Source organism: Bradyrhizobium sp. USDA 4503 (genome assembly GCF_054055815.1).
On sequence record NZ_JBSRXS010000001.1, the window covers coordinates 4,365,497 to 4,390,591 of the forward strand.

A 25,095-nucleotide genomic window follows, 5' to 3' on the forward strand; every position below is an offset into this window, starting at 1 on the left:
TCCGGTTATGCCGCGCTGGCTACCGACGAGTGATTCAGCCGCCACGGCGTGTCGCCGCGCTCCACCATGTCCTCCAACACTTGTCTATCGCGCAGGGTATCCATGGCGCGCCAAAAACCCTCATAGCGATAGGCCATGAGATGACCGCCCTCGATCAAGCGGTTGAACGGTTCCTGGACGAGTTCTTCTCCCTCCTTGATGTAGTCGAAGATTTCGTTGCGGAAGATGAAGTAGCCGCCGTTGATCCAGATCTCGGACTCCTGGCTGGAGCGAATCCGCTGCACCGACCCCTCGGCGTCAAACTCGGCAAGGTGGAAGCTGATCGGTGGATGGATCGCCACGAAGCAGCCGATCTTTCCGCTTTCCTTGAACTTCTGGATCATGTCCGGCAGCGGCGCATCGGTCAGCCCGTCGCTGTAGTTCGCAAGGAAAATCTCCTCGTCCTGGACGAGATGGCGGACGGCCAGCAAGCGCTGCCCGATGTTGCGCCATGTCCCCGTATCCACCAGCGAAACCCGCCAGTCCGGCTGATGTTCGCCGATCAACTCGACCTTTTTGCCATACTCCGAAATCACGCAGTCGCTGTTCGCAGTCGCGCGATAATTGAGGAAGTAATCCTTGATGACGTTCGCCTTGTAGCCAAGGCACAATATGAAATCATTGTGATTGTACTGGCTGTAGTACTGCATCACATGCCAGAGGATCGGCTGATGGCCGATCGGGACCATCGGCTTCGGTATGCTCTCCGAATACTCGCGGATCCGCGTACCGAGACCGCCGCAAAAAAGGACAACCTTCATGGCGCAACCTCACGCGGATCAATGATTTCGACGTTAGGAATCGGAACGATGAACTTGCAGCCCCAGTCCGCGACATGCCGCATTTGCGCGACGATTTCCCTCTTCAAATTCCAGGGCAAGATGAACAGGTAGTCGGGACGAGCCTCGTCGATGGCTTCGACTGGGAGGATCGGAATGTGCATTCCCGGTGTATAGCGGCCGTGCTTGTAGGGGTTGCGGTCCACGGTGAAGTCGAGGAAGTCCGTACCGATGCCGCAGTAGTTCAGCAGCGTGTTGCCCTTGCCGGGAGCGCCATAGCCGCAGATCCGCGCGCCCTTGTTCTTGCTCGCGATCAAGAACGACAGCAGTTCGCGCTTGGTGCGATGAACCCGCGATGTAAACTGCTCGTACTGACCTATGTCTTCCAGGCCGATCCGACGCTCATGGGCCAGCAGTGCGGTCACCGCGGCGGAGACAGCGTGAGTCGCATCGGCGCGGCAGAGATAGACGCGAAGCGAGCCGCCATGCGTTGAGATCTGCTCGACGTCGAAAACCTTCAGATCATGCCGCCGCGCCAGACGATCGATCGTGACCAGCGAGAAATAGGAGAAATGCTCGTGATAAATGGTATCGAACTGATTTTCGTCGATGAGCCGCTCAAGATGCGGGAATTCGAGCGTAATCACGCCTTTCGGCGTGAGCAGGCACGCCATTCCGGCGGTGAAATCGTTTAGATCCGGAACCTGTGCCAGCACGTTGTTGCCGATAATCAGATCGGCGCGCTTGCCATCTGACACCAGCTTCCGCGCCAGCTCCAGGCCGAAGAACTCGACCATTGTCGGGACGTTCTTCTGCCTAGCAACTTCGGCCACGTTGGCCGCCGGCTCGATTCCCGTGACCGGCACCCCGAGCGGCAGGAAGTGCTGCAACAGGTAGCCGTCGTTGCTCGCGATCTCGTAGACGCGGCTCTCGGCACCAAGGCTCAGCCTGGCCTTGATCATCTCACAGTAGCGCCGCGCATGTTCCACCCACGACGTCGAGTAAGACGAGAAGTAGGCATACTCGGTGAAGATATGCTCCGGTTTAACGTATTCCTGGAGTTGCACCAGGAAGCAGGACCCGCAAACCACGGTGTGCAGCGGGTAGTACGGCTCCATGGCGTCGGTCTGGTCGGCTGTGAGAAAACTTTCGCAGAGAGGCGACATCCCCAGGTCGACAAACGTCGATTTCAACGTCGCGCCGCACAGACGGCAGTTACCGTGAGAGGATTTCGACCGAATCGATTCGAATCTCGAGTGAGCGTTCATTGGGCCGTACCATGAATATAGGATTGCCGAATATGAGATTGCCGGCGCTTAAATCGGGCTCGTTAGATTGAATTTTATCGTATGAAAGCGAACAATATGAAGCGATATCGAACAACAAGGTAAACCACGCAGTTGCTGAAAATTTTAGTAAAATTGTATAGAACTGGTCGTCGACAATTGGCCTCTCGGTCGGGAGTGGATACGTCCCATGCGCTTTGAAGCAACAGGACTTGACGGAGCGTGGCTCGTCAAAGTCGAGCCTGCACACGATGAGCGCGGCTTTTTCGCGCGCACGTTTTGCGAAGACGAGTTTCGTGCACATGGGCTCGTGACCAGATTTCCCCAGCACAGCGTCTCGAGCTCCTCGCGCAAGGCAACATTGCGCGGAATGCACTTTCAGAATGAGCCGCACGGCGAAGTTAAGCTCGTGCGCTGCTTGAACGGATCGATTTGGGACGTCATCATCGATCTGCGTGCGAGCTCGCCGACCTTTCGTCAATGGCGCGGCTTCGAGCTTTCAGCGGAGAACGGTTCGCAGCTCTACGTCCCCGAGGGGTTCGCACACGGCTTTCAAACCTTGAGCGACAACGTTCAGGTCAATTACCTGATTTCGGAGTTCTACGAGCCTTCGGCTGCTAGCGGCGTCCGATACGACGACCCGATGTTCGGCATCAGCTGGCCTCTGGCCGTCAGCACGATCTCCGATAAGGACCTGAACTGGCCGCTTCGGGGTGCGTGAACGCTTACCGCACAGGCGCGAGGAGCCCGTGGCGCTCGAGCACTTTTGCTGTCGTCAGAATGACCGGGAACGGCAGGTCGGCACGCCTGGCGATATCAAGCAGAGAATGATGTCCGTCGGACAGATTTAGAATCCACAGCATCGCCATGTTGGCTGCAGCAGCGTCCTTGTCGCCGCCGATCGCACCATAGAGTCCGCGTCTACCCAGCTGCGGTTCGCCTTTCGGCGACGTGTTGTAGTAGCTACGGTTGCCTTCGAGCAGGTCGATGACTTCGGAAATGATGCGGAAGGATTCCCCGAGGTGCTCCGGCCGAATGAAGCTCAGGTCGTCGGCCGAGGTATGATACTGAGGGATGGCACCGAAATGGCTGCGCTGAAACAATCCCACTGGCAGGTTGAACCCGGGCGAGCAGTATTGCCGCTCATCATAGCCGTAGGGCGAAAACGCCAAAATCGTCGGCGTCAGTTTGGAATGCTGCAGCGTGTGTAACATTGCACGGTCGATTTCGGCATCGCCCTGCCTGCTCTTCTTGTATGTCGGACCGGCGCCGTCTCCGACCATTGATACCACGAGGCCGTGCTTGATATGAGACACACGATGCTCATTGCGGGCGAGCCAGGTGATCGCGCCAATCGTTCCCGGCGCAAAGAGAAACCGATAGCTGTATCGCGTTCGCATCTGGGAGATGCGGCTTGCGAGTTCCGCAAGCAGGGCCAGACCGGAACAATTGTCATTGGCAAGCGAGGGATGGCAAACATGCGCCGACAGAAGCACCTCGTCGTCTGACTCTCCCCGGTGAAAATACTCACCATAGGTCAAATGCCCGTCGGCGAGGGTCGAGTCGATCACGACCTCGTAGCTATCGTCCCGCAGTTGCTCCAGCTGTCGGTGGGCCATGCAGAAAGCCCAGTTTTCCTGGTAGTAAGACGTTCGGTAGGGGACCAGGTCCGGCTGATCGGGCAATGTGAAGATGTGGGACTTAAGCTCGTCCAACAACATGGTGCGGCGCACCGGCACGCTGTAGCTCATGACGTGCAGGTTCGATTCGTTGAAATCTACGACCTTCCGGCCCCGCGGGTCCTTGATGTACGCGTCCCGGATGTTCCACTCACGTGGCACGACCCAGTCGAGAACGGGTGTACCGGTCGGTACCTCGTGGACATCAAGGGAGATGTACGCACCGATCTCTCGAAGGGTCTGCCGCACACCGTTACCGGTAATGCTGCGGCAGATCGGGTAGATCTTTTGGGCAAGCGCAAAGATCTTTGCGCCTGAACTCGTGCCATCGTCTGCCGCCGACACGCCGTCCTCCTGGTGTGTCAAATCGATCGGCGCGTGTATTAGTTCGCGGCGAGAGCCGATTGCCCGACGCTCCGCCTCGACTTTACATGGCGGAGATCCGCATCGAGCACGGCGTCCGCCAGCAACTTGTTGACGTGGCTGATGCGCTGATACCGGGGACCTTCGAACTCTTCGAGCGTGATGCCCGAGACCCGGTAGGCCTTATAGAGCTGCTCCGCGCCCATCTTCGCATCCCATTGCGGCTTGAACTCCGGCAGCCGGGTTCGAATCTTTTCGAAGCTCACGCGATAGGACCGCGTGTCGGGACCGGCGCCATCGGCAAATTCGATCTGACAACCGGGGACAACATCGGCGACGATCTTCGCGAGATCGCGGATCTGGTAGTTGTGCGCCGTCTGGCCGACGTTGAAAGCTTCATTGAACACCGCCGCCTCGGGAGCCTCCATCGCCGCGATAAAGGCGCGGGAGATGTCCTCGATGTGAACGATGGGCCGCCAGGGCGTGCCGTCCGACTTCAAGAGGATCTTCCGCGTTGTCACCGCCCAGGCAACGAGATTGTTCAGCACGACATCGAATCGGAGCCGGGGAGATACGCCGTAAGCCGTTGCGGGTCGCAGGTAGACCGGGCAAAATCCGTCACCGGCGAGGCTGGCAATATCGCGCTCCGACTGCACCTTGGATTCGCCATAAGCAGTCACCGGGTTGAGCGCTCCGGTTTCGTCGATCATGCCCTCGCCCGCCTTGCCGTAGTTGCTGCAGGAGGACGCGAACACGAACCGTCGCACACCGGCTTGCTTGGCCAGTTGCGCGAGGCGCACGCTGGCTACATGATTGATTTGGTCGGTAAGGCCGGGTCTCAGATTGCCGAGCGGATCGTTCGACAGCGCGGCAAGATGCAGGACCGCATCAAAAGCCTTCAGGTCCGCAAGTTCGATGTCTCGCGTGTCCTTGCAAAGGGCCGGCACATCCACGATCGACCCGCCTTCTGCAAATGTGCAGCGAGAGTACAGATCGCTGTCGAGGCCCACGACTTCGTGCCCGGCACGCCGTAGCATCGGGGTGAGCACTGTTCCGATGTAGCCGAGATGTCCGCTCACGAGAACGCGCATCTAAACGCCTCCAAATTTATTCTGTTTCTATCTCGCCTACTTATTTCAAAATCGCCCGCTGATGCACGTGTTTGTAAAACCTTAGTTAATGGCGCGCCTGAAATTGCGGGAACGATCCGCTCAGGACGACGGAAAATGGTTGAGCCGTACCCCATGATCGTTGACGTCGCCGGTAGCGGCGCCAGGCGAGAGACGCCGCAGCAGCGCTTGGGGAACTCTGCGTAGTTGCCGGTGAAGCCGGTAACGTGTGGTGGAGCGGCTGACGTCGAAGCGATTGGCCAGTTCTCCGCCGAACGCCACAACGAATTTGTATCGCGCCTCGTTTTCGATTCCGCCATCGAAATCGAAATGAAGGCCCCGCTCGTGCGCCAGCTCGATGCCACTCCAGAGGAGCAGACTTACTGCGCCTGGATGCGCAATGCTCCTGTCCCGCGATGACAGGAAATAGTGCACGAACTTGTGGTCCCAGACGAAGAAGACCTGGGCGTGGACGTTGTTGTTCGAGTCCACCGCCGCGAGGATCTTGCATTGCTGTCGCTCGCTCGCGGCGGCATAGACAGCTTCCAATCGAGAGAGGTCGAAATACGATTTCGCGCCCTCCAGGTTGGCCTGGTAATACTTCACGAAGTATTTTGGGGACGTGACTTCGCGAATGGCGAGCCGTTCCCGCGCGCGTCGTATCACGTTCTTTGTCTTGTCGCGCAATCCCGACCAGAGCTCGTCTCGGGGGATCGTGCATTTCAGCATGAAAGTCGGATGCGCGCGCACCTCGTAGCCGCACGCGAGGAACGCGGCCACATCGCTGAACCCGGTATCGAGCGTCATCTCGACGTGATCGAAATCCGCGACCTGTTTGAGCAGGTCAGTGATGACCGCATGCGCCAACCGCATGCGCGCTTCCGTCTTGCCGGACTGCAGCGTGACCGTCGGTCCGAGAAAGCGCGTGATCTGAGGCATCTCACATATGTTCATCCCGCCTTCAGTACGCGTGACGAACCGGAGAGAACCCACGACGCGCCCGCCACGCGAACAAGTGACTTCGCGCCAGCCACCGGGAGCCAGCGCATCCAGCCACCAATCCTCGTGAAAGACCGATTTGCGCATCAAATTCCTCTTCCGGAGACTAACCGGATAGCGAATCGGCAATCTGATTAAACCAAAACGTGCAGAAATGCCCAAGGTCCGCGCGGATCAGAAGGCCTTAGCTTCTATTGTAGTTAACGACGTCTGCAGCATTTAAATCGGGGCGCTCGCCTAGTTAGCCTCCGAGCTCGGCGTCGGTCAGGTGACGCATTGACGCAATACCGCGCCTGTTCAAAACATATTTAATCATTGCCCACGAGGCGTGTGCTCACTGCGAACTTTTGCGTGCCGATCCATCCAAATTTGGCTGCACGAACGGTGTGCCGGCGTCATAGCGCGCTTTGGCCGGAAGCACATGAAGCTTCGTCTCTCCGACCGGGTCCACCCAAGGCCACTCGTATCCGCGCCCGGCGTCGAAGAACGGGGGGCGGCTTGTGAGGTACATGGAAGCAGGCAAGGCGCGATCCTCGCTTCCGGAATCCCAGTGCGTTTTGTTGGTGAGGTAATCAAAATTGCCATATCGAATCGTGGACGTCGCAACCTTTGCGTCCGTCGGATATGGCTCCACGGCGTCCCAGCCGAGCATCCAGACGCCGGGCTTTGCGTCGGTAAAACGAGTATCATACGACCAGCCGTCCATCTGACCGGGAACCCCGAGCACGTTTCCTATGAAAGACATCCAGTAGGAATATGCCATCAGACCAGCGGCGCGACGCGGCCCATTGCGGGGCTGCGACACATCATCGATCGTCCCGCCAGCCTGATTGTCGAACGCTGCCCGGACGCCGCGCAGATAGTTGCGGAAAAACGTGTGATAGATGCTGTTGCCGTGAGTGTCGTCGCTGTCGGCGTTCTGAGCGTAGTTGCCCTCGAACAAGACGTGATGGGCGCCCACCATGTGGCTGGCGTTGAGCCCGGTCTCGATCCAGGCTCCATTGGTATTGATGTAGCCCATGTCCATGTAGTTGTAACCGACCACCGAACCGGCCCCGGCGGAACGCGCCACCACCAGCTTGTTGGCCCTCACGGCAATTCCATTCTCGATCAGAACTTCCGACGATCCGGCGGAAAGGCTAATGGCATATCCGCCTCCGCCGGGTTGAGCCCAGGCCGCGTCGTGCACGTAGAACTCGCGCAGTTCGACCCGGAAGGAGCTGTGAATTGCAAAGCCTTCGCCGTGCCAGACCGAATTGTCGACATTCTTCGCCCACGAAGAAGCAGCCCAATTGAAGCGAAGATTGCCCGCGTCGCCCCCCTTGAGCGCCAGATCTTCGACGCCCGCGTGCTTCACATGCGGCTGCGCGAACCGTGACAGTTGAGCTGCGTTTGCTTTCCGATAGCTGATGTGAATTGGGGTCGTGAAGGTGATCCTGGAACCGGAGACGGCGCTGATCTCCTTGATCTCGGCAACAGGCCGATCAGGTCTCCCGAACCACGATCCAGCGCTGTGTGACGTCGACGGAAACGCATCGGGTGCAAAGTCGTCGACAAACTGAATTGCAGGTTTGTGCTTTTGCCAGACAACCCTGAAATCTTCCGACGCCCAGATCTCCCCTCGCCCCTGCGGGTCGACACGCCAATCAGCGGCCGACGCCTCGTCGAGCAGCACGATCTGTCCAGGCACGAAGCCTGCAGCATCGTCGACCTCGACGGTTTTTTCGCCCTTTATTGCATCATTCCGAAGGCTCGCCGATCGCACGGCATTGACCGTATCGCTCGTGCTGGAGAAAAGCGACGGTCCCACCACGACCAGCGGAGACGGCTTGGCACCGACTGTGTCATTAAAAGGTTTCGCGCCATCCTGCTTTTCGAGCATCGTCCGGCCCGGACCGGAGCCGCGCAGCGTGATTGCCTTGTTGAGCAGCAGGAAGTTGCCGCCATTGATCAGAAACCGTCCCGCGGACAGTTGCACGACCTGCCCTACCGGACATGCGTTGATTGCGCCCTGGATTACCGCAGCGTCATCGAGTGTGCCGCCACGAGGCGACAGCGTCGCGCAGATGGTTTTTCGAGAGGGTATACTACCCTCGGCCATCAGGCCGGGTTGCCAGGTGGTCGCGCGATCTGAGGGCAGTATCTCCATCGAATCGAGAGCAAATGCGGACGAATGGCTTGAGCATGCAACGAAGATCATCGTTGCAGCCAAACATCGCCAAGGTCGCCGCCGCGGGGCGGCTCGCAGCGTCTCGTGATCAGGGTTGCGCCGCGTCGCGATGACCTTCCGGTTGAACATGCATCCTCTGACTTGCAGCGCCGAACCGACCGGCTTCGCGCCTGCTAGCGTGACCTCACGACGTTGACGGCAGTGGACGGCGGCCTGAACCGCGATCCGTGGGTGCGCCGCATTGCTGGACGCCTGGCTATCCGCAAGCTGGCCGCGGGACGCGCCTGTCCCCAATATCTGGCAGCTTCAACCGCGGCTATAACGAACACGACCCACAGCATTTCGAAGCCACGCATCCACGTGCTCTCGAGACCGTTGGTAATGGCAACGTAGAGAACGATCGACAGCAGGATCCATGCCCGCGAAAGATCAAAACGCGCCAGGCGACCAATGCCGTGTATCGTCGCAAGGATGAACGCGACAAGCAGGAAAAATCCCGCATAGCCTAGTTCAAGCAATGTGTCTTCATACCCATTGTGGGCGTTGGGCATCTCCTTGACCCAGCCCGGCGCTTCCACGATGCTCGGCGCGTCGGGCCCAACCAGCCAGAACGACTGATAACCCCAGCCCAGCAGCGGCTTCTTTGCGATTTGCATATTTGCAAAATCCCAAATGATGGTACGGCCCGTGAAGGTCGAATCGCCATACAGCATGTACGACACGCGATTCATGCTGAAGCCGGTGACGAACGAAAAGACCATCCAGCAAATCGGTATCGATACGACAATCACCCACACCGGAACGCGGGTAGCCCTGGAAAGCTTGAGCAAGGTCCAGGCGAACGCCGGGACAAGCACCGCAAGTGCAAGTGCCGTCTTTGAATTGCTCAGCAGCAGCAGCGCAACAGACATCAGCGCGGTAACGATGCCGAGAATCCGTCGCCGTCCGGGATGAAGCAGTTCATGTAGCGCAAGCAGGAATGCAACGGCAGCGCATTCGCCTAGATAGTTCTTGCCCGAGAAATAGCCCGGATAGCCCCATGTGGCGAATTTCACATCGATCGGCGGCCGGCCCATGACGAACAGCAGATTCAGCACGGCAGCGATAAAGAAGCACCAGAACAAGCCGCGCAGCAGGTCGGTCGATCGAGTTGCAACGATCGCCGGGAGCGCGATCGAGGCAATGATCATGGCCTGCTGCGCAAATCTGATCCCCGAAGCCTCCGGCTTGAATGCCCAGGCAACGCTCGCCCCCGCCAGCGCAAGATAGGCAAACAGTATGATCAGGATCGGCGGAAAGCGGAGTCGCGACCGATTGCGCAGCGCAACGACGAGCGCGACTGCGGACAGGATCGGCCAAAAGAATTTGCTCTCTGGTCGAGCTTCCAAAAGACAAGCCGAGTCCGTCGGACTACAGGTCACGAGGATCAGGGGAAAAGCAATCGTGGCGTAGACACAAGCCAGCAGCGGGATGATTGCGTATCTATCGATTACCCGATCGGACGGGGCCGCCAAGCCTGGTCGCTGAGAACGCAATACGGCTTCGTGCATGCTCGGTGCCCGTCAACTCCAGTCGCCAAGGCAGCACGCTGATCGTTACTCGCCCGCCTTGCCCGATCGTGGGGCCACGCAGCGATACGATCAGCCTCTCAATGGCACTGGCGCCAACACGTACTCAGACACGGCTCCGAACACCAACGATAAGTCAATCTTTCCTGAATTTTTATAGTGAACGCTTCGTTAACGCTTGTCCCCTAGCGTGGCGCACAGGGCGGGCTGTTTCGCCTGGTCGATTGATATTGCGGGAAATTGTGGATGCCGCGTAAGCACATGTTTACTCGCGCAAATTTCTTCCGAGCCTGTGTCCGGCGGTGCGGCGGTCGATGCCGGACGGCGACGACCGCAAGCGGCGCGCAAGCAAGCGCGAAGAAGAGACCGGCGTTTACCAAGACTCCGTTCGCTAATCTTCGTTAACCAGGGTCCAATGTCGTGCCGAGAAGTGCAGGCAAGAGTAGTCAACGAACGCCGCGCCTGACCACTCGCGAAGTGACGCCGGCGCATTCGGCTGGCAATTCCTCGCGTCTCGGTGGTGGCCGCCTATTGGGCGCCCTGGCCATCACAGCGACAATCGCGCTCGCTGGCTGCTCGACCATGCCGACCTCGGGACCGGCAAGCTCGTATGTCCGCGCGGGGCAGACCGACCCTGAAAGCGTGCACTATGCTCTGGTGCGCCTCACGGCTGACACCGAGAGGGTCCTCGTGCGCAACTCCAGGCGGATCGACCGCGTTTTCACGGATCGCCGCGGTCCGCCCGAGATTCGTTTTGGCATCGGCGACACGGTCAGCGTGACGCTGTTCGAATCGATGGCCGGTGGCCTGTTTACTCCAACCGAAGCCGGCACACGTCAGGGAAATTACGTCACGTTGCCCAATCAGGCCGTGAACTACAAAGGCAACATCACGGTTCCGTATGGTGGCTCGATCCGCGCTGCGGGCCGGACGCCGGAGGAAGTCCAGAATGCGATCGTGAAGTCCCTGCAGGACCGTGCGATCGAACCACAGGCAGTGGTTGCGCTGGTGGATCAGAAGGCAACGTCCATCAGCGTATTGGGCGAGGTCGGAACGCCTGCACGCTTGCCCGCAAGCGCCAGCGGCGAGCGGCTGCTCGACATCATCACGCGTGCGGGCGGCCCCAAGAATCCCGGCTTCGATACCTGGGTGACCCTCGAACGCGACGGCCGGCAGGGTACCGCACCGTTCGGATCGCTGCTCAGCCAACCGGCAAACAACATCTTCGTTCGCCCCCAAGATACGGTCTACGTATTCACGCAGCCGCAAACCTTCCTCGCGATGGGCGCCTCCGGGCAACAGGGGCAGTTCTCGTTTGGAGCCTGGCGCCTGACACTGGCCGAGGCCATGGCGAAGGCAGGCGGCCTCAAGGATGATCACGCCGACCCTGGATCCGTGTTTATCTACCGAGGAGAGCCACGCGAAGTTGCCAAGCAGCTCGGCGTCGACTGCACTCGCTATAGCGGACCCCTTGTCCCCGTTATCTATATTCTCGATTTGAGAGATCCCGGCGGCTACTTCATCGCGACAGAATTCGAGATGCGGAATAAAGATGTCATCTTCGCGTCCAACGCAAATTCTGTCGAAGCGACAAAGTTCATGACTTACCTGCGGATGATCATCGGCACAGTGAGCGATCCAATCGTCGCCGGGATCGATGCCTACACGCTGAAGGGACTCGCCAACGGCAGCATCTCTGGCGCGACAACCATCGTTACGTCGTCCCGATGACGACAATTGGCCTGGCGGAATCGGCTCGCGCGGCAGGTATGCTGCCGGCAACCGAATCCGCCGAGGCAACAGTCCGCGACTGGTGGCCCCGCCTTCACGGACACATTCCTGCGCTCGACGGCGTGCGGGGACTTGCCATCGCAATGGTGATGCTACTGCACTTCGGCGGCAATACGTTGCCGACCAACGCTGTCGAGAAAATCGTCGTCGGAATCACCAACTACGGCTCCTATGGCGTCGAGTTGTTCTTCGTCCTGTCCGGCTTTCTCATCACCGGCATCCTCTATGATTCAAGGGAGGAGCCGAACTTCTTTCGCAATTTCTATATACGGCGCGCGCTGCGCATTTTTCCGCTCTATTATGGCGTGCTTGCGCTTGTCTTCTTCGTCGCTCCGCTTTTGAGCCCGCTGCGTGGTCCGACCCTCGACTATCTGATAGACCGTCAGGCTTGGGCCTGGCTGTACGGAGTCAACGTCTACATCGCATGGAACGGTGACTGGTCATTCTCATATCTGGAGCATCTCTGGTCGCTTTGCATCGAAGAACATTTCTATTTCTTCTGGCCGCTCGTCGTATATCTGGTCGCGAAGCAACCGAGAAAGTTGATTGCGGTCAGCCTCGGCCTATCGGTCGCTGCGATGCTCGCTCGCCTGGGCGGCTCCTTGGCCGGACTTAGCTGGTGGACAACCTACGTGTTGACACCGTTTCGCCTGGACGGTCTGGCCCTTGGCGCCTTCCTCGCCGTGGTGGTCCGACAACCGGGCGGACTTCAGCGACTTGTAGGCGTCCTTCCATACGTTGCGTCCACTGCATTTGGCTTGCTGTCCCTGACTTTCATCTGGACGCGCCTGGTGACCGACCAAGGTAACGCTTTCGTACTTCCGGTTCGGTCTTCCATCATCACCGTGCTGTTGGCTTGTCTCCTCATCTGGGTGCTTGTTGCGCCAAAGCGTTCCTTGGTATCGCGCCTTTTCTGCAGCCGACCGCTGATGTTTCTCGGGACCTATAGCTACGGCCTGTACGTCTACCATCACTTTATATCGTACTATCTCGTGACTCACCGAACCGAACTGGCACTCGGCGAATGGCTCGGCTCTCACAGCGCAGCCGTGGCAATACAGGCGACAGCGGGAGCACTCGTCTCGCTGCTGATCGCTTATCTGAGCTATGAATTCGTCGAAAAGCGTTTCCTGGACCTGAAGCGGTTCTTCAACGCTCGGCGCGCCGTTGCTGCTGGCGAAACGTTGGCGCCTTCCCATCCGTACCGCAACTGATGGCGAGCCTCGTACGGTAAAAGCCCTCGAGAGCGCGAGCTGCTGAACTCCAGGCATACTTGCTTTCGGCCAAATGCCTCGCGGAACGTCCGAGATCCGCAGCGCGATCGGCATAGCCCAGTAAGCCGCTGACACGGGCGGCAAAGCTCTCGACATCGTCCGCGATCATGATGTCACGATCCGGCATGGCCTCGATCCCCTCGGCGCCCAGGGTTGTCGAGACGATTGCCTTGCCCATCGCCATAGCCTCGACAATCTTGAGCCGTGTCCCGCCTCCCAATCGCAGAGGGACGACGACGACCGCCGCCTCGGCAAGATGCGGCCTCAGATCCGGCACGAAGCCGGTGAACTCGATTCGCGGACCCGCCAGCGCCAACAAGGCGGAGGGCGGCGACCCGCCAATGATCTTGCAACGCGCATCCGGATGGCTGGCCGCGATGCGCGGCCATATATCATTGATGAAGTGGATGACACCGTCGACATTCGGTGCATATGACAAAAGGCCAAAGAACACGACAGTGCGCCCGTCGGGCTTCGGATCGTCGGCACGCGGGCGATAGAACTCGATATCCGCGGCATTGGGAATGACAGTAGTCCTGGCTTCCGGCACTTCTTCAAGCAGCCGTCGTTCGTCAGCAGCGCTGCACAGATAGACGCCATCCGCGTCACGATAGGTCCCGAGCTCCTCCTTCCGAAGCTTGCGCCAATTGACTTCGGAATAAAGGCGACGAAACAAGCTGTCGCCGCTTTGGGCGTACTGTCGGGCAAGGTCGTAGTCGATATTGTGAGAATCCACGACCAATACCGGAAGCTTTTCTCCTGCCGGCGCCTTGCGCAGTTCGTAGTGACCAAGGAACGTGAACTCGAGATTAACCACGTCGAAGCGCGTCGACCCAAGCAAGTCATCCAGCGTCTGACGCACGACGTCTGCCGTGATTCGCAAACGCTCGAAGCTGAGGGGCGATACCAGGGAGCGGAGTTGAAGCAGGCGCTTCGGCATCCCATCGCGACCGAACGGGTTACGCACGAGTACCACCTTGCGGCAGTAGGCCTGCATGGCAGTTCGGCATTCCTCGATGTCGTGCTCGTCATCCACGAGCATGACTGCCGTCAGGTCATGGCGCTGAGCCAATTCCGTCATCAAACCGTGCATACGTGCCTGCGCGCCGATCCGCGGCGGGCTCGCAGGCATTTGTGACACGAAGAGAATATTTAGGCGGTCTGAGTGCATCGATCCAAACCTGCCTGCCGACGTCGACAGGTACTGAGATGCTCGCTGAGGCCCACATTCACATAGCTCGGCTTACTCAATGCTTAAGCCGAAGCCTTGCGTTAATAGTTGCCTCGTTCCTCTTAACGAAACAATGATAGAAAGGCGGCGTGTCCATTTATCCGCTTGGATTTTCGACGTAAAAGCATTGCCGAAGCAGTCTTGGTAGGTTCTCCGCAACGTTACCTCGTGCGGGCCAGCTCAAGCTCAAGCCGCGAAGGCGACGATTGAATGTGCGGTATCTCGGGTATCATCGGCCGGCTTGACGAAAACAACCGGGCCGCGCTCGCTCGGATGAGCAAGGCCATGATCCATCGCGGGCCGGACGGCCATGGCTCGTGGGCTTCGACGCCGGATGCCCGCGGCTGGGGTGTCATGCTCGATCACCGCCGCCTCTCGATCCTCGATCTGTCATCCGCCGGCGCCCAACCGATGGTGGACGATACAACCGGGCACGTGATTTCGTTCAACGGCGAAATCTACAACTATGTCGCCCTGCGCAAACGCCTCGAGAGCGAAGGGCAGTCTTTTCGGTCCAGCGGCGACACCGCCGTCATGCTGCGGGCACTCGGGCTGCATGGCCTGGAGGCAGTCGGATGGCTGCGCGGCATGTTCGCATTCGCAAGCTGGGATCCGCAACAGCGACGACTTCTGCTTGCGCGCGACCAGCTCGGCATCAAGCCGCTCTATATCGCGCAGTCCAGCAATCCGAACACGACGTGGTCGCTGATATTTGCATCCGAATTGCGTGCATTGCTGGCCTCAGGCTTGCTCGGAACGCCGCGTCTTGATCCGCAGGCGGTTGCGAGCAACGTATGGAACGGGTTTGTTGTAGGCCCCTGCACCGCCGTTCAGGGTGTTGAACTTCTTGCGCCGGGTCACTACGCCGAGTTTGACGGGACAGGCCGCAAAATAAGCGAGCACGATTTCTGGCGCATTCCCGGAGAGGCGCCAAAACCGACAATGGACGAAGCGGCGCTTGCCTCGATCCTCGACGAAGGGATGAAGCTTCACCTCGCCAGTGATGTGCCGCTCGCGGTTTTCCTGTCGGGCGGCATCGATTCCTCCGCGATGGCAAATCTCGCGCAACTGACCGCTGACGCCCCGGTTCATACTTTCACGCTCGCGTTCGAGGACCAGCAGTTCAACGAAGCGCCGTTCGCAAGGCAGACCGCTGCGGCAATCGGCACTCAGCATCATGAAGTAGTGTTGTCCGAGCAGCGGTTCGTCGACAGTCTGGACGACGCCCTCGATAGTCTCGACCAGCCAACCTTCGATGGACTGAACGCCTATTTCATCTCCCGGGCCATTCGCGAAGCAGGCTTTACCGTCGCGCTGTCAGGAACCGGGGGTGACGAGCTGTTCGGCGGGTATCCGACGTACCGCGATCTTCCGATCTTGCAGCAGTGGTGTCATCGGGGCCGCGCATTTCCCAGAAAATGGCAAGCCAAGGCTGCAGCTTTGTTGACTTGGCCCCTGCGACGATCCTCGCATCCCGTGCCGCCTCAAACGCGCTGGGCGAAGCTTCCGGATATGGTCGATCGTAGCGAGGATCTTTTGGCGTTATACCAGATGGCCTACGCGCTCTTCCTGCCTGGATTTCAGGGTGAATTGCTTGCACCGGATTTCGCGGGCTCGCTCATGGAAGGCCTTCCCGACGCGATGCGCCGGCGGCTGACGGCCGAAACGGCCGGCCGCACCCCTGTTTCCGCTATTAGCGTGATGGAACAACGTCTCTTTTTGGGTGAACGCCTCCTGCGCGACAATGATGCAGCAAGCATGGCCAGCTCGCTCGAGCAGCGCGTTCCGCTGGTCGACCACGTATTGTTTGAAAGCGTCGACGCCCTGTCGGACCAAGCGCGATATCAGCCCTTGGGGCGCAAAGATATGCTTCGGCGGATCGGATTGCGCGGTCTCGATCCTGCGCTCTTCGAGCGCCCAAAGACTGGCTTCGTCATGCCCTTTGACCGGTGGATTCGCCGCGGATTGAAGGACGCCATGGATCGAACCATGCGCGATCCGCAGGCGATCGCGCCTACCGGCCTGAATCCCGACGCGGTTGAGCGACTTTGGCGAGCCTTTCTCGACGGAGCGCCCGGCATGTACTGGTCGCGGGTTTGGTCCATCTACACGTTTGTCCGTTGGTGCCATCGCAACGGCGTTTACGCATGAACAGCGAGTGCCTTCACCGGCTGTATCGCCGCTCACTCTGACCATTCGTCCAATCGATAACGTCGAACTCGAGCCCTCGCTTCAACATCTCCGCCTCAAGATCGCGGGCATGCCGCTTCCATTCGGCCGTCGACCGGACTCGGAATTTGGGATCTTTGCCGCTTGCCTCGAATTCATCGTCGGCCTCGAGCGCGCCGCGGATAGCTTCGTATATCATCCTCAGACTGGGATCGGTGATGGCACTGCAGGCCATTGGTTTCAGTGTCTCGATCTCGTCGAAGTTTTTGCTCATGACTATGGTCGATCCTCATCTACGCGCGCTAGCGCGCCTTCGATGACCTCGATCTCCTCGCGGAGGATATCGCTCACGATCGACGGCTTGAACCCTGGAATGGTGTGCATCTGAACATCATCCAGCAGTTGCTGACGATGGTGCCTCAGCTTTTCCAGGGCTTGGCGATCTTTCAACGAAACGTAGCCGGCAACAATCTGCTCGATGGCTTTCATCGGAAATGCGCTCTACAATAAGAATAACGTACTGCAATCTCTCGATTAAATTGGCCAAATCGCGTCCTGACAAGACCCCCGCCTTAGTGCTCGTGCGATAGCGTTAACGCTCAGTCCGTAAAAATCCGGACCTCCACGACATGATTCCGCCGCTTGTCGGGATCCGGCTGAAAACGAGAAGTCGGTTCGATCGTCTTTGTCGAGTTACTTCCACGCAACACGATGGGGAGGATGCAGAAGAACCTGTCGTGCGACCGCTTCGCCGATATCTACTCGGCGCAGGTTCAGCAGCGAACCTGAAACGCGCTGCTGGACCCGCGCTGCGATACCCGTCGCGCGGCACCGCGGATCCTCAAAGATAGCAGCGATGCCGTGGACGGCGTTCCGTTCACCGGCTGCGAGCGATGTGTGACGCCGGTCAGGAGTGACGCGTAACGACGCCCGTCGGCGTGGCAAAGCCCTGGAGAGTCTTGATCCGCTTCTCGAGCCACCAGCCGAACTCGGGCGACCAATCTTCGAAACGGCTGTTGATGCCGAGATCGTGCGCCCAGTGGTGTGCGATGTTGGGATTGAACTGCGATTGCCGCCCGACGGCAATGAGGTCGGCTTGGCCTTTCTGAAGGATGGCCTCGGCCTGCTGCGCCTCGAGAATGATGCCGACGGCCATGGTGGTGACATCCGCCTCCTTGCGCACGCGCTCGGCGAAAGGAACCTGGAAGCCGAGGCTGCGCGGCACTTGCGCTGCCGTAGCCGCGCCGGAGATTCCGCCGGAGGAACAGTCGACGACGTCGACGCCGCGCGCCTTCAGCTCGCGCGCGAAGGCGACCGTATCATCCATGTTCCAGCCCTCGACAGTGCCGTCGACGGACGAGACGCGCACGAACAGCGGCATGTCCGCCGGCATTTCGCGGCGCACCGCCTCGACGATCTCGAGCGGCAGACGCATGCGCCCGGCGCGGTCGCCGCCATACTCGTCATTACGTGTGTTGGAGACCGGCGACAGGAACGAGGCCAGCAGATAGCCGTGCGCGGTGTGGATCTCGATGGTGTCGAACCCGGCGGCAACCGCCCGCCTTGCAGCGGCTGCCCAGGTGCCGACCATGGCCTTGCACTCGGCGGTGGTCAATTGCCGTGGCGTCAGCCAGCCCTTGGCGACCGGTTCGGCGGTCGGGCCTACCGGTTGCCAGATCCTGGCGCCGGCTTTCAGATTCTCTTCGGTCAGCGGCCCCATGCCTTGCATGGCGGACTGTGCCGACGACTTGCGGCCGCCATGGCCGATCTGAATGCCGATCGCCGTCCCCTGACGCTTCATGAAGGCGACCAGCGGCTTGAAGCTCTCGGCCTGCTCGTCATTCCAGATGCCGAGATCGTTTTCGTTGGTGAGTCCGACTTCCTCCACCGCCGTCACTTCGACGAAGACGAGCCCAAATCCACCGAGCGCATAGCGACCAAGGTGTACGAGATGAAACGCTCCGCAGGTATTTCCCGGTTCGCAGCTGTAATGGACCATCGGCGGCACGACGAGGCGGTTCTTCAGCGTAAGGCCTCGAATCGTGAGTGGCTTGAACAGCATCGGCCGCTCGTCTTCTTTGCCGTTGATCATTTCACCACTCATGGAACTGTCTCCTTGCATGCTATGGCCGTCCGTTCGTGCCATGGACGGCAAGTCTTCAGGTACGTCTTGGGGGCCCCAGCGACGCGCGCGGGATGAACTCGTTGGGCACGAGCACGCGCCGCGGCTCGTGCGGACCGTCGTTTCGGATGCGATCGAGCAGCATGCCAGCCGCAATCCGGCCGACCTCCGCCTGATCCCAGCCGATGATGGCGACGGCCGGCGAGACGAGCTCGGCGAGCTCGGAATGGCCTGACGCGATCAGCGACACGTCCTCCGGTATCCGCAGGCCTCGCCCGCGCACCGCGCGCAGCACGCCAGACAGCATGTCGATGCCGCCGGAAATGATCGCGGTCGGTGGGTTGCGCTGGCCGAGCAATGCCGAGGTGATACGAAATCCAGCGCCGGGCAGGAAGCTCCCGGCGTGAACGAGCGAGGGATCGGGCTCGAGATTTCGCGCGGCAAAAGCCTCCTGATAGCCGCGAACGCGTTCGCGCGCCGGATAGAGCCCGGCGTCGCCGGTGATCAGCGCCACCCGCCGATGACCAAGATCGAGCAAATGACTGACCGCGACACGCATCCCTTCGGCGTGATCGGCCATAACGGCATCAGTCCAATCCGGCTGATCACGATCGATCAGCACGATCGGAATATCGAGATCGCGCAGGAAGGCCTCGAACTCACCGGCGACCGGCGTGTACGGCCCCATCATCACGCCGTCGGCCTGCCGCCGCGACAGCCGGCTGAGCAGCTCCCGCTCACGCTCCTTGCGGCCTTCCGAGTTGGAGATGAGCAGCGAGAAGCCGACCTCGTCCAGCACGTCGTGCGCGGCTTTGACGAAGCCGGCGAGTTGCGGAATGTTGATCTCACGCAAGATGCAGCCGATCGTGTGGGTCGACCGGATGCGCATGCTCTGCGCCACCGCGTTCGGCGTATAGCCCAGATCATCGATTGCGCGCTGGACCTTCCGGCGGATGTCGGGATGGACGGTGGCATTGGCATTGAGCACCCGCGACACCGTGCCGGTCGATACGCCCGCTGCGGTCGCCACGTCGCGGATTGTCAATTTGCTTCCGCGACCTGCCGTTTGCTGTTCTGCCATCACCATCACCGGGGCTGAGATCTCAATCCCCTGCACAATACGCGGAAGCCAATTCGGCCGCAGGTGCTATCAGCCGGCCGAAGGCAAATGATTTGTGCATTTCTCCACCGTGATCCAAACGGCCTGGCCTCCCGTCCTTGTTCCGGAAACGATCAGATGGCGTCGGCTTCGACGATATTGCGGCTCATACTTCGAACGCCCACTGCTCTGCCACCAGGCTGTACCGGCCTGCCTCACGCCGCATATGTCCGAACCCGGGGAAATGCAGATGCATGCCGCCGACCAGCATGTCGTCAGTGACCACCATGTCGAACATCATCTGACGAGCGGCCGCGGCGGCCTCGGGGTCGGTGTCGAATTCCATCGTCACTTCCGGACGTGCAACCTGGATCTCCGGCACATGGACCGTGTCCCCCCAAACCACCATTGATTCGCGGCCGCGCGATACGACATAGGCGGCGTGGCCCGGCGTATGACCGTGGATCGGGATCGCCGTGACGCCCGGGAGCACCTCGCCCTTCCGGAATGTCTTGACGCGATCGGCAGCCATATAGGGCTTCAGCTGGGTGCGGCCGGCCTCGAAATAGCGGCGCCGGGGCCGCTCGGCCGCCTTGGCCATCGCCTCGTCGTTGAACCAGTGATTGATCTCGTTCTCATGGACGATGACTTCCGCATTGGGAAACAGCCGCGTTCCGGTTGCGGCATCTGTCAGCCCGTTGGAATGGTCGGGATGGACATGGGTCAGCAGCACCGCGTCGACCGAGGCCGGATCGATGCCGGCGGCAGCGAGATTTGCCGGCAGGCGACCGCAGGTCGGCCCCATCAGATCCGCTGATCCGCAGTCGATCAGGTAGGTCCGGTTGTCCATGCGCACGGCAAAGGCGTTGACCGAGATGCGCGGCGGCGAGGTGCGATGATCGCGCGCCAGAATGGCCTTGGTTTCCTCCTCGGGGATATTGCGAAAGATCGTGTATCCCATGTCGACGTAACCGTCGCTGAGGCCGGTGACCAGCGCGTCGCCAAGCCTGCGGTGATAGACTCCTGCGACTTGCGTTGAGGGTGAAGTGCTCATTGTGCGTCCCCTTGCCAAAATCTTGCAACGATCGCTGCATCGTCGCGCCTGTGGTGCCAGCTCCGGCCCACGCCAAGTTGCGCCTTCGACCAGAGCCTGATCTGCATCAGCGCGTAGGCCCAGGTGACGGCAAACACGTCCATCACAGGAGCACCGGCGATGCGGTGGACGCCGTGACGAACCAAGAGTTCCGCCAGCACGCCTTCCGCCGGAATGATGACGTCAGCGCCGCGCGCCACCAGGCGCTCGGCCGCGGCGGTGAAATTTGCGATGACCGGAGCCGGGTCGGCGTAAGCACGCGCCAGCTGCGGCTCGTCGAGCGGCGGATCCATCGCCGCGACCTCCAGCACACGCGCGGCGAGCTTGTGCTTGTCGACCGCTACCTTCGTCATCCACTGCACCGCCGGCGCATTGGAGATCAATGCCACATAGCTGCCGAGCGAGCAGCCGACCAGAAGACCACTCTCGGTCAGCGAGGCGACGGGAATATCCACCGCGGAGCGGATCTCGCGCAGAAACGGCTCGCTGAACGAGCCGATCACGAAGGCATCATAACCCTGCCGCTCGGCCGCGATCGCATTGTCGATCACCCGGCTGAGAATGCGGTGATAGGCGAATGCATTGCCGAGCACCGCAGTGGCCGAAGCGCCGGCGTATGATCCGGACGGAAGCCCGTGGACGACGACCTCGGCGTCGTCGCCAAGGATTTCCGCCGCATGGGCCTCGAGCGCGCGCTTGTAGACTTCGAGATGATCGAGCTCGTTGACCGACTGGTGCCAGATCCGCGGCGTCGATCTCTTCCCAGGCATTGCCGCGCTCATGCGTCGCCCCGATCGTTGGTCAGGCGCAGCGAACGGATCGACCCGAGGTCCTCGATATTCCAGAGCTGCTCGAACAGTGCTGCGGCCTGGCCTTGCTTGAACACCCGGGTCGCGCAGTCCATGAACTTATCTTGCAGTTCGTCGCGCAAAAGCGGGCGCTGCCAGCTGCCCTTGGCATGAACCACCGGCGCGTGCTCAAGCACTTCGCCCGACGTCAACACGACGCTGACGCGGTCGGCCGGCGCGAACGGCTGGTCGCCCGGCATGATCTCGTCCGTCGTCGTGCAGCGGACCTTGGCGAAGGTAGCGCCGACGTCGGGCCGCGAGACGAACTCATCGGTGAGCTCGGACAGCCCGACACGGCCGGCGATCAGCGCGGCGGTCATCGCGAATTCCATGCTGAACTTGGCCTCGAGACCGGTCTGCGGATTGGTGTTGCGCAACATCAGCCTTTGGGTGACGCCGGTGTGGACCCGAATTTCCTTCACGTCGTCGGGTTTGAGCTTGTGCGCATTCACCAGGCCAATCATCGCGTCGATCGAACGATGGGTCGCATAGCAGGTCGGATAGCGCTTCACATTGATGCCGAGATCGGCCAGCCGCCAGTTGCGGCCTATATCGATCGTCCCGTTTTCGATATCCGGCGTGCCCGATGGCGAATGGGCGCGCAGGAAGCCGGTTTGGTGCTCGAGCACGTCCAGCGATGCGGTAAATCCCTGATCGGCGAGGCGCGCGGCAAGCACGCCGGATTGAGCGGTGCGGCCGGCATGCAGCGATTTGGTCATGGTGCCGAAATTGGCGACCAGTCCGGAGGCGAGCGAGGCGGCGATCGCGATGGCATGCGCGGTCTTCGTGGAGTCGAGATTGCGCAGCCGCGCACAGGCGGCCGCGGTGGCGAGCGCGCCCATCACGGCCGTCGGATGAAAGCCGCGCTCATGGAGGTGACCGGGCTCCAGCGCAATGACCTGCGCCCAGACTTCGTAGCCTGCGGCATAGGCGGCGAGTGCGTCGGCACCGCTGGAGTCGAGCGACCAGCCTTCAGCCAGGATGGCGGGCACCAGCACGGTACTCGGATGTCCGGCGAGCGCCACGTCGTCATAGTCGAGCACGTGCGCTGCGACACCGTTGACGAGCGCAGCATCCGGCGCCGCGAGATTGCGGCCCGACGGAACCTCGGGCGCGCCATCGTTCTGGGTGGACGCGGCCACCATCGCCGACACGATCCGCACCGGCTGCTCGGCGGCACCAGCGATCATGACGCCGACGCAGTCGATGATGCCGGTCCGCGCCGCCTCGCGGCAGCGGCCGGACAGATCGGACAGCTTGAGGCCGGCTACAAAATTGGCCGTCTGACGCGTGATATCCAGCATGGGTCGTCTCCTCAGTAGGAACGCGGAAGACCGAGCACGTGCTGCGCCACAAAGGCCAGCACCATGTTGGTCGAGATCGGGGCTGTCTGGTAAAGACGGACCTCACGCCACTTGCGCTCGACGTCGTATTCCTGCGCAAAGGCGAAGCCGCCATGGGTCTGGAATGTCGTATCGGCAGCCTTCCAGGTGGCCTCCGACGCCAGCAGCTTGGCGATGTTGGCGTCTGCTCCGCAGGGCTGCCCGGCCTGGAACAGCGCGGCGGCGCGGCGGCACATCATGTCGGCGGCTTCGAGTTCGGCGTAGGCGCGCGCCAGCGGAAACTGGATGCCTTGATTCTGGCCGATCGATCGTCCGAAGACGCGCCGCTCATTGGCATAAGCGACGCCCTTGCCGAGAAGCCAGCGTCCGTCGCCCACACATTCGGAGGCGACCAGGATTCGTTCGGCGTTCATGCCGTCGAGGATGTAGCGAAAGCCCTTGCCTTCCTCCCCGATGAGATTGGCGACCGGCACTTTCAGGTTCTCGATGAACACCTCTGTCGTATTGTGATTGACCATCGCCTTGATCGGGCGGATTTCGACGCCGTTGCCCTTGGCCTCACGCAAGTCGACCAGGAACACCGAAAGTCCGTCGGTGCGCCGCTTCACCTGATCGACCGGACTGGTGCGCGCCAGCAGCAGCATCAGGTCGGAGTGCAGCGCCCGCGACGTCCAGACCTTCTGGCCGTTGACGACATAGACGTCCCCCTGACGCTCGGCGCGGGTCTTGAGCTGGGTGGTATCGGAGCCGGTATTGGGCTCGGTTACGCCAAAGGCCTGCAGCCGCAGCCGTCCCGCCGCGATTTCCGGCAGGTAGGTCCGCTTCTGGGTCTCGTTGCCGTGACGAAGCAACGTACCCATGATGTACATCTGGGCATGCGCGGGACTGGCGCTGCAGCCGTTCGCATTGATCTCTTCGAGGATCACTGCCGCCGCACGCAGCGGCAGGCCCGAACCGCCATATTCCTCCGGGATCAGCGCGCCGAGGAATCCCGCCTCCGTCAACGCCGCGACGAATTCGGTCGGATAGGCGCTTTGATCGTCGAGCTTGCGCCAGTATTCGCCCGGAAAGCCCTTGCAGATCTGCCGCACCGTGTTGCGCAGGTCGGAGAAATCCTCGCCCAACGTGACGGTGACCTCCATGTCGGCGGTTTGGGCGGCGTCGTGATAGTTCATGTCATATCCTTTCAGGCGGCGGCGCTGGCCGACACGCGGAACGTTTTGGGCAGGCCGGCGCGGGCGATCGCGCCGGAGAACCGTTCGCCGGGCAGCCAGCTCTCGACCTCGCGTCGCAAGGCGACCAGCCGCTCGACATCGGCGCCGGTATCGAAACCGAGTTGCTCGAGCAGGAAGACGGTATCCTCGGTGTCGATGTTGCCGGTGGCGCCGGGTGCGAACGGACAGCCGCCGAGTCCGGCGAGGGATGCGTCGAAGGCGCGTACACCCGCATCCAGTGCCGCCGTCACATTGGCGAGACCGAGACCGCGCGTGTCGTGGAAGTGGCAGGCGACCGGCAGTGGACGCACCGCGGCGATCACTGCGCCCATCAGGCGGCGGACCTGACCCGGATCGCCATAGCCGACCGTATCGGCGACGATGATCTCGTCGGCGCCCATCCCGGCGAGTCGCACCGCGATCTCGACCACTCGTGCCTCCGATACCGTCCCCGAGATGGTGCAGCCGAACGCGGTCGCGATGCCCGCACCAAGTCCGATTCGTGCTCCGGGGCGCTGATCGCGCTCCGCGGCGATGCGCGCGAAGTCCTGCAGCGACTCTTCTGTGCTGCGGCGAACATTGGCCTGGTTGTGCTCCTCGCTCGCCGACAGCACGTAGTTGACGATTGGCACACCGAGCGCGAAGGCGCGCTCGGCCCCCTTCAGATTCGGAACCAGAACCGAGGGCCGCAAGCCCGGCATTGTCAGCGCGCCGCGGGCCACCTCCTCCGCGTCGGCAAATTGCGGGATCACCTTGGCCGGCACGAATGAGGTCACCTCGATCTCGCGGATTCCGGCCTCCACCGCGCCACGGCACCAGGCCAGCTTGCGCGCGCTCGGCAAGATCGTTTTGACCATCTGAATGCCGTCGCGGGGTCCGACCTCGCGAACATGAGCTTTCTCACGCATTTCGCGCCTCC

At 60.9% G+C, this 25,095-nt stretch carries 21 protein-coding genes; 4 read left to right on the plus strand and 17 right to left on the minus strand.

What is annotated here, in order from left to right:
- Positions 1 to 5: 5 nt before the first annotated feature.
- Both ACVMIH_RS21120 and ACVMIH_RS21125 read right to left on the minus strand, forming a co-directional pair.
- Positions 6 to 800 carry a glucose-1-phosphate cytidylyltransferase gene (locus ACVMIH_RS21120; RefSeq protein WP_057017398.1) on the minus strand — a complete coding sequence of 265 codons (795 nt, stop codon included), beginning with the start codon at positions 798 to 800 and terminating at the stop codon, positions 6 to 8.
- Positions 797 to 2,086 (minus strand): methyltransferase domain-containing protein, encoded by a 1,290-nt coding sequence (locus tag ACVMIH_RS21125; RefSeq protein WP_456863227.1) that lies wholly within the window; start codon positions 2,084 to 2,086, stop codon positions 797 to 799. The genes ACVMIH_RS21120 and ACVMIH_RS21125 overlap by 4 nt, the downstream gene beginning before the upstream one ends.
- A gap of 208 nt (positions 2,087 to 2,294) precedes the next feature.
- On the opposite strand from ACVMIH_RS21125, the gene rfbC reads away from it, so the two are divergent.
- Positions 2,295 to 2,825 (plus strand): dTDP-4-dehydrorhamnose 3,5-epimerase, encoded by a 531-nt coding sequence (gene rfbC / locus ACVMIH_RS21130; protein WP_456863230.1) that lies wholly within the window; start codon positions 2,295 to 2,297, stop codon positions 2,823 to 2,825.
- A 4-nt stretch (positions 2,826 to 2,829) separates the two neighbouring features.
- Here rfbC and ACVMIH_RS21135 read toward each other — a convergent pair whose 3' ends face one another.
- The 5 genes from ACVMIH_RS21135 to ACVMIH_RS21155 all read right to left on the minus strand — a co-directional run bounded on the left by ACVMIH_RS21135 (position 2,830) and on the right by ACVMIH_RS21155 (position 9,974).
- On the minus strand, positions 2,830 to 4,149 hold the full coding sequence (locus tag ACVMIH_RS21135) for a DUF4910 domain-containing protein (RefSeq protein WP_057017395.1): 1,320 nt from the start codon (positions 4,147 to 4,149) through the stop codon (positions 2,830 to 2,832).
- Between the two features lie 17 nt (positions 4,150 to 4,166).
- On the minus strand, positions 4,167 to 5,237 hold the full coding sequence (locus ACVMIH_RS21140) for an NAD-dependent epimerase/dehydratase family protein (protein ID WP_456863233.1): 1,071 nt from the start codon (positions 5,235 to 5,237) through the stop codon (positions 4,167 to 4,169).
- Between the two features lie 120 nt (positions 5,238 to 5,357).
- Positions 5,358 to 6,341, minus strand: coding sequence for a GNAT family N-acetyltransferase (locus ACVMIH_RS21145; RefSeq protein WP_225158756.1), 984 nt, complete (start codon positions 6,339 to 6,341; stop codon positions 5,358 to 5,360).
- A gap of 247 nt (positions 6,342 to 6,588) precedes the next feature.
- Complete coding sequence (locus tag ACVMIH_RS21150) at positions 6,589 to 8,553, minus strand: hypothetical protein (protein WP_456863236.1); 1,965 nt, start codon at positions 8,551 to 8,553, stop codon at positions 6,589 to 6,591.
- Positions 8,554 to 8,597: 44 nt separating this feature from the next.
- On the minus strand, positions 8,598 to 9,974 hold the full coding sequence (locus tag ACVMIH_RS21155) for an O-antigen ligase family protein (RefSeq protein ID WP_456863238.1): 1,377 nt from the start codon (positions 9,972 to 9,974) through the stop codon (positions 8,598 to 8,600).
- Positions 9,975 to 10,523: 549 nt separating this feature from the next.
- Here ACVMIH_RS21155 and ACVMIH_RS21160 point away from each other — a divergent pair.
- Together ACVMIH_RS21160 and ACVMIH_RS21165 are read left to right on the plus strand one after the other, a co-directional pair.
- Entirely contained in the window at positions 10,524 to 11,723 is a 1,200-nt protein-coding gene (locus ACVMIH_RS21160; RefSeq protein ID WP_057017391.1) for a polysaccharide biosynthesis/export family protein, read from the plus strand.
- Entirely contained in the window at positions 11,720 to 12,997 is a 1,278-nt protein-coding gene (locus ACVMIH_RS21165; protein WP_456855351.1) for an acyltransferase family protein, read from the plus strand. Before ACVMIH_RS21160 ends, ACVMIH_RS21165 begins: the two co-directional genes overlap by 4 nt.
- Here ACVMIH_RS21165 and ACVMIH_RS21170 read toward each other — a convergent pair.
- Positions 12,933 to 14,228 (minus strand): glycosyltransferase family 4 protein, encoded by a 1,296-nt coding sequence (locus tag ACVMIH_RS21170; RefSeq protein WP_057017389.1) that lies wholly within the window; start codon positions 14,226 to 14,228, stop codon positions 12,933 to 12,935. The genes ACVMIH_RS21165 and ACVMIH_RS21170 overlap by 65 nt on opposite strands.
- 270 nt (positions 14,229 to 14,498) lie before the next feature.
- Between ACVMIH_RS21170 and asnB the strand changes: the two genes are divergently transcribed.
- The gene (asnB, locus tag ACVMIH_RS21175) at positions 14,499 to 16,439 is read left to right on the plus strand and encodes an asparagine synthase (glutamine-hydrolyzing) (protein ID WP_057017388.1); all 1,941 of its coding nucleotides are present in this window, start codon (positions 14,499 to 14,501) and stop codon (positions 16,437 to 16,439) included.
- 13 nt (positions 16,440 to 16,452) lie between these two features.
- Here asnB and ACVMIH_RS21180 read toward each other — a convergent pair whose 3' ends face one another.
- From ACVMIH_RS21180 to ACVMIH_RS21220, 9 genes are all read right to left on the minus strand, one after another.
- Entirely contained in the window at positions 16,453 to 16,731 is a 279-nt protein-coding gene (locus tag ACVMIH_RS21180; RefSeq protein ID WP_057017387.1) for a hypothetical protein, read from the minus strand.
- A 2-nt stretch (positions 16,732 to 16,733) separates the two neighbouring features.
- On the minus strand, positions 16,734 to 16,946 hold the full coding sequence (locus tag ACVMIH_RS21185) for a hypothetical protein (protein ID WP_028333410.1): 213 nt from the start codon (positions 16,944 to 16,946) through the stop codon (positions 16,734 to 16,736).
- 418 nt (positions 16,947 to 17,364) lie between these two features.
- On the minus strand, positions 17,365 to 18,735 hold the full coding sequence (locus tag ACVMIH_RS21190; protein WP_244558771.1) for an NADH:flavin oxidoreductase/NADH oxidase: 1,371 nt from the start codon (positions 18,733 to 18,735) through the stop codon (positions 17,365 to 17,367).
- Positions 18,617 to 19,624, minus strand: a complete 1,008-nt coding sequence (locus ACVMIH_RS21195; RefSeq protein WP_225158765.1) for a LacI family DNA-binding transcriptional regulator — start codon at positions 19,622 to 19,624, stop codon at positions 18,617 to 18,619. The genes ACVMIH_RS21190 and ACVMIH_RS21195 overlap by 119 nt, the downstream gene beginning before the upstream one ends.
- Positions 19,625 to 19,844: 220 nt before the next feature.
- Positions 19,845 to 20,732, minus strand: coding sequence for an MBL fold metallo-hydrolase (locus ACVMIH_RS21200; protein WP_057017385.1), 888 nt, complete (start codon positions 20,730 to 20,732; stop codon positions 19,845 to 19,847).
- Complete coding sequence (locus ACVMIH_RS21205; protein WP_253638761.1) at positions 20,729 to 21,541, minus strand: aspartate/glutamate racemase family protein; 813 nt, start codon at positions 21,539 to 21,541, stop codon at positions 20,729 to 20,731. The genes ACVMIH_RS21200 and ACVMIH_RS21205 overlap by 4 nt, the downstream gene beginning before the upstream one ends.
- Before the next feature lie 8 nt (positions 21,542 to 21,549).
- On the minus strand, positions 21,550 to 22,923 hold the full coding sequence (locus ACVMIH_RS21210; RefSeq protein ID WP_229188879.1) for an MmgE/PrpD family protein: 1,374 nt from the start codon (positions 22,921 to 22,923) through the stop codon (positions 21,550 to 21,552).
- An 11-nt stretch (positions 22,924 to 22,934) separates the two neighbouring features.
- Entirely contained in the window at positions 22,935 to 24,137 is a 1,203-nt protein-coding gene (locus ACVMIH_RS21215) for an acyl-CoA dehydrogenase family protein (protein ID WP_057017383.1), read from the minus strand.
- Positions 24,138 to 24,148: 11 nt separating this feature from the next.
- Positions 24,149 to 25,084: a hydroxymethylglutaryl-CoA lyase gene (locus ACVMIH_RS21220; protein ID WP_057017382.1), complete on the minus strand. Its 936-nt coding sequence runs from the start codon at positions 25,082 to 25,084 to the stop codon at positions 24,149 to 24,151.
- Positions 25,085 to 25,095 lie beyond the last annotated feature (11 nt).

Excerpts from the sequence above, each read along its gene's own strand:
- ACVMIH_RS21120 (WP_057017398.1), bottom strand. The coding sequence starts at position 800 with ATGAAGGTTGTCCTTTTTTGCGGCGGTCTCGGTACGCGGATCCGCGAG.
- ACVMIH_RS21125 (WP_456863227.1), bottom strand. The coding sequence starts at position 2,086 with ATGAACGCTCACTCGAGATTCGAATCGATTCGGTCGAAATCCTCTCAC.
- rfbC (WP_456863230.1), top strand. The coding sequence starts at position 2,295 with ATGCGCTTTGAAGCAACAGGACTTGACGGAGCGTGGCTCGTCAAAGTC.
- ACVMIH_RS21140 (WP_456863233.1), bottom strand. The coding sequence starts at position 5,237 with ATGCGCGTTCTCGTGAGCGGACATCTCGGCTACATCGGAACAGTGCTC.
- ACVMIH_RS21145 (WP_225158756.1), bottom strand. The coding sequence starts at position 6,341 with ATGCGCAAATCGGTCTTTCACGAGGATTGGTGGCTGGATGCGCTGGCT.
- ACVMIH_RS21150 (WP_456863236.1), bottom strand. The coding sequence starts at position 8,553 with ATGTTCAACCGGAAGGTCATCGCGACGCGGCGCAACCCTGATCACGAG.
- ACVMIH_RS21155 (WP_456863238.1), bottom strand. The coding sequence starts at position 9,974 with ATGCACGAAGCCGTATTGCGTTCTCAGCGACCAGGCTTGGCGGCCCCG.
- ACVMIH_RS21165 (WP_456855351.1), top strand. The coding sequence starts at position 11,720 with ATGACGACAATTGGCCTGGCGGAATCGGCTCGCGCGGCAGGTATGCTG.
- ACVMIH_RS21170 (WP_057017389.1), bottom strand. The coding sequence starts at position 14,228 with ATGCACTCAGACCGCCTAAATATTCTCTTCGTGTCACAAATGCCTGCG.
- asnB (WP_057017388.1), top strand. The coding sequence starts at position 14,499 with ATGTGCGGTATCTCGGGTATCATCGGCCGGCTTGACGAAAACAACCGG.
- ACVMIH_RS21180 (WP_057017387.1), bottom strand. The coding sequence starts at position 16,731 with ATGAGCAAAAACTTCGACGAGATCGAGACACTGAAACCAATGGCCTGC.
- ACVMIH_RS21185 (WP_028333410.1), bottom strand. The coding sequence starts at position 16,946 with ATGAAAGCCATCGAGCAGATTGTTGCCGGCTACGTTTCGTTGAAAGAT.
- ACVMIH_RS21200 (WP_057017385.1), bottom strand. The coding sequence starts at position 20,732 with ATGAGCACTTCACCCTCAACGCAAGTCGCAGGAGTCTATCACCGCAGG.
- ACVMIH_RS21205 (WP_253638761.1), bottom strand. The coding sequence starts at position 21,541 with ATGCCTGGGAAGAGATCGACGCCGCGGATCTGGCACCAGTCGGTCAAC.
- ACVMIH_RS21210 (WP_229188879.1), bottom strand. The coding sequence starts at position 22,923 with ATGCTGGATATCACGCGTCAGACGGCCAATTTTGTAGCCGGCCTCAAG.
- ACVMIH_RS21215 (WP_057017383.1), bottom strand. The coding sequence starts at position 24,137 with ATGAACTATCACGACGCCGCCCAAACCGCCGACATGGAGGTCACCGTC.
- ACVMIH_RS21220 (WP_057017382.1), bottom strand. The coding sequence starts at position 25,084 with ATGCGTGAGAAAGCTCATGTTCGCGAGGTCGGACCCCGCGACGGCATT.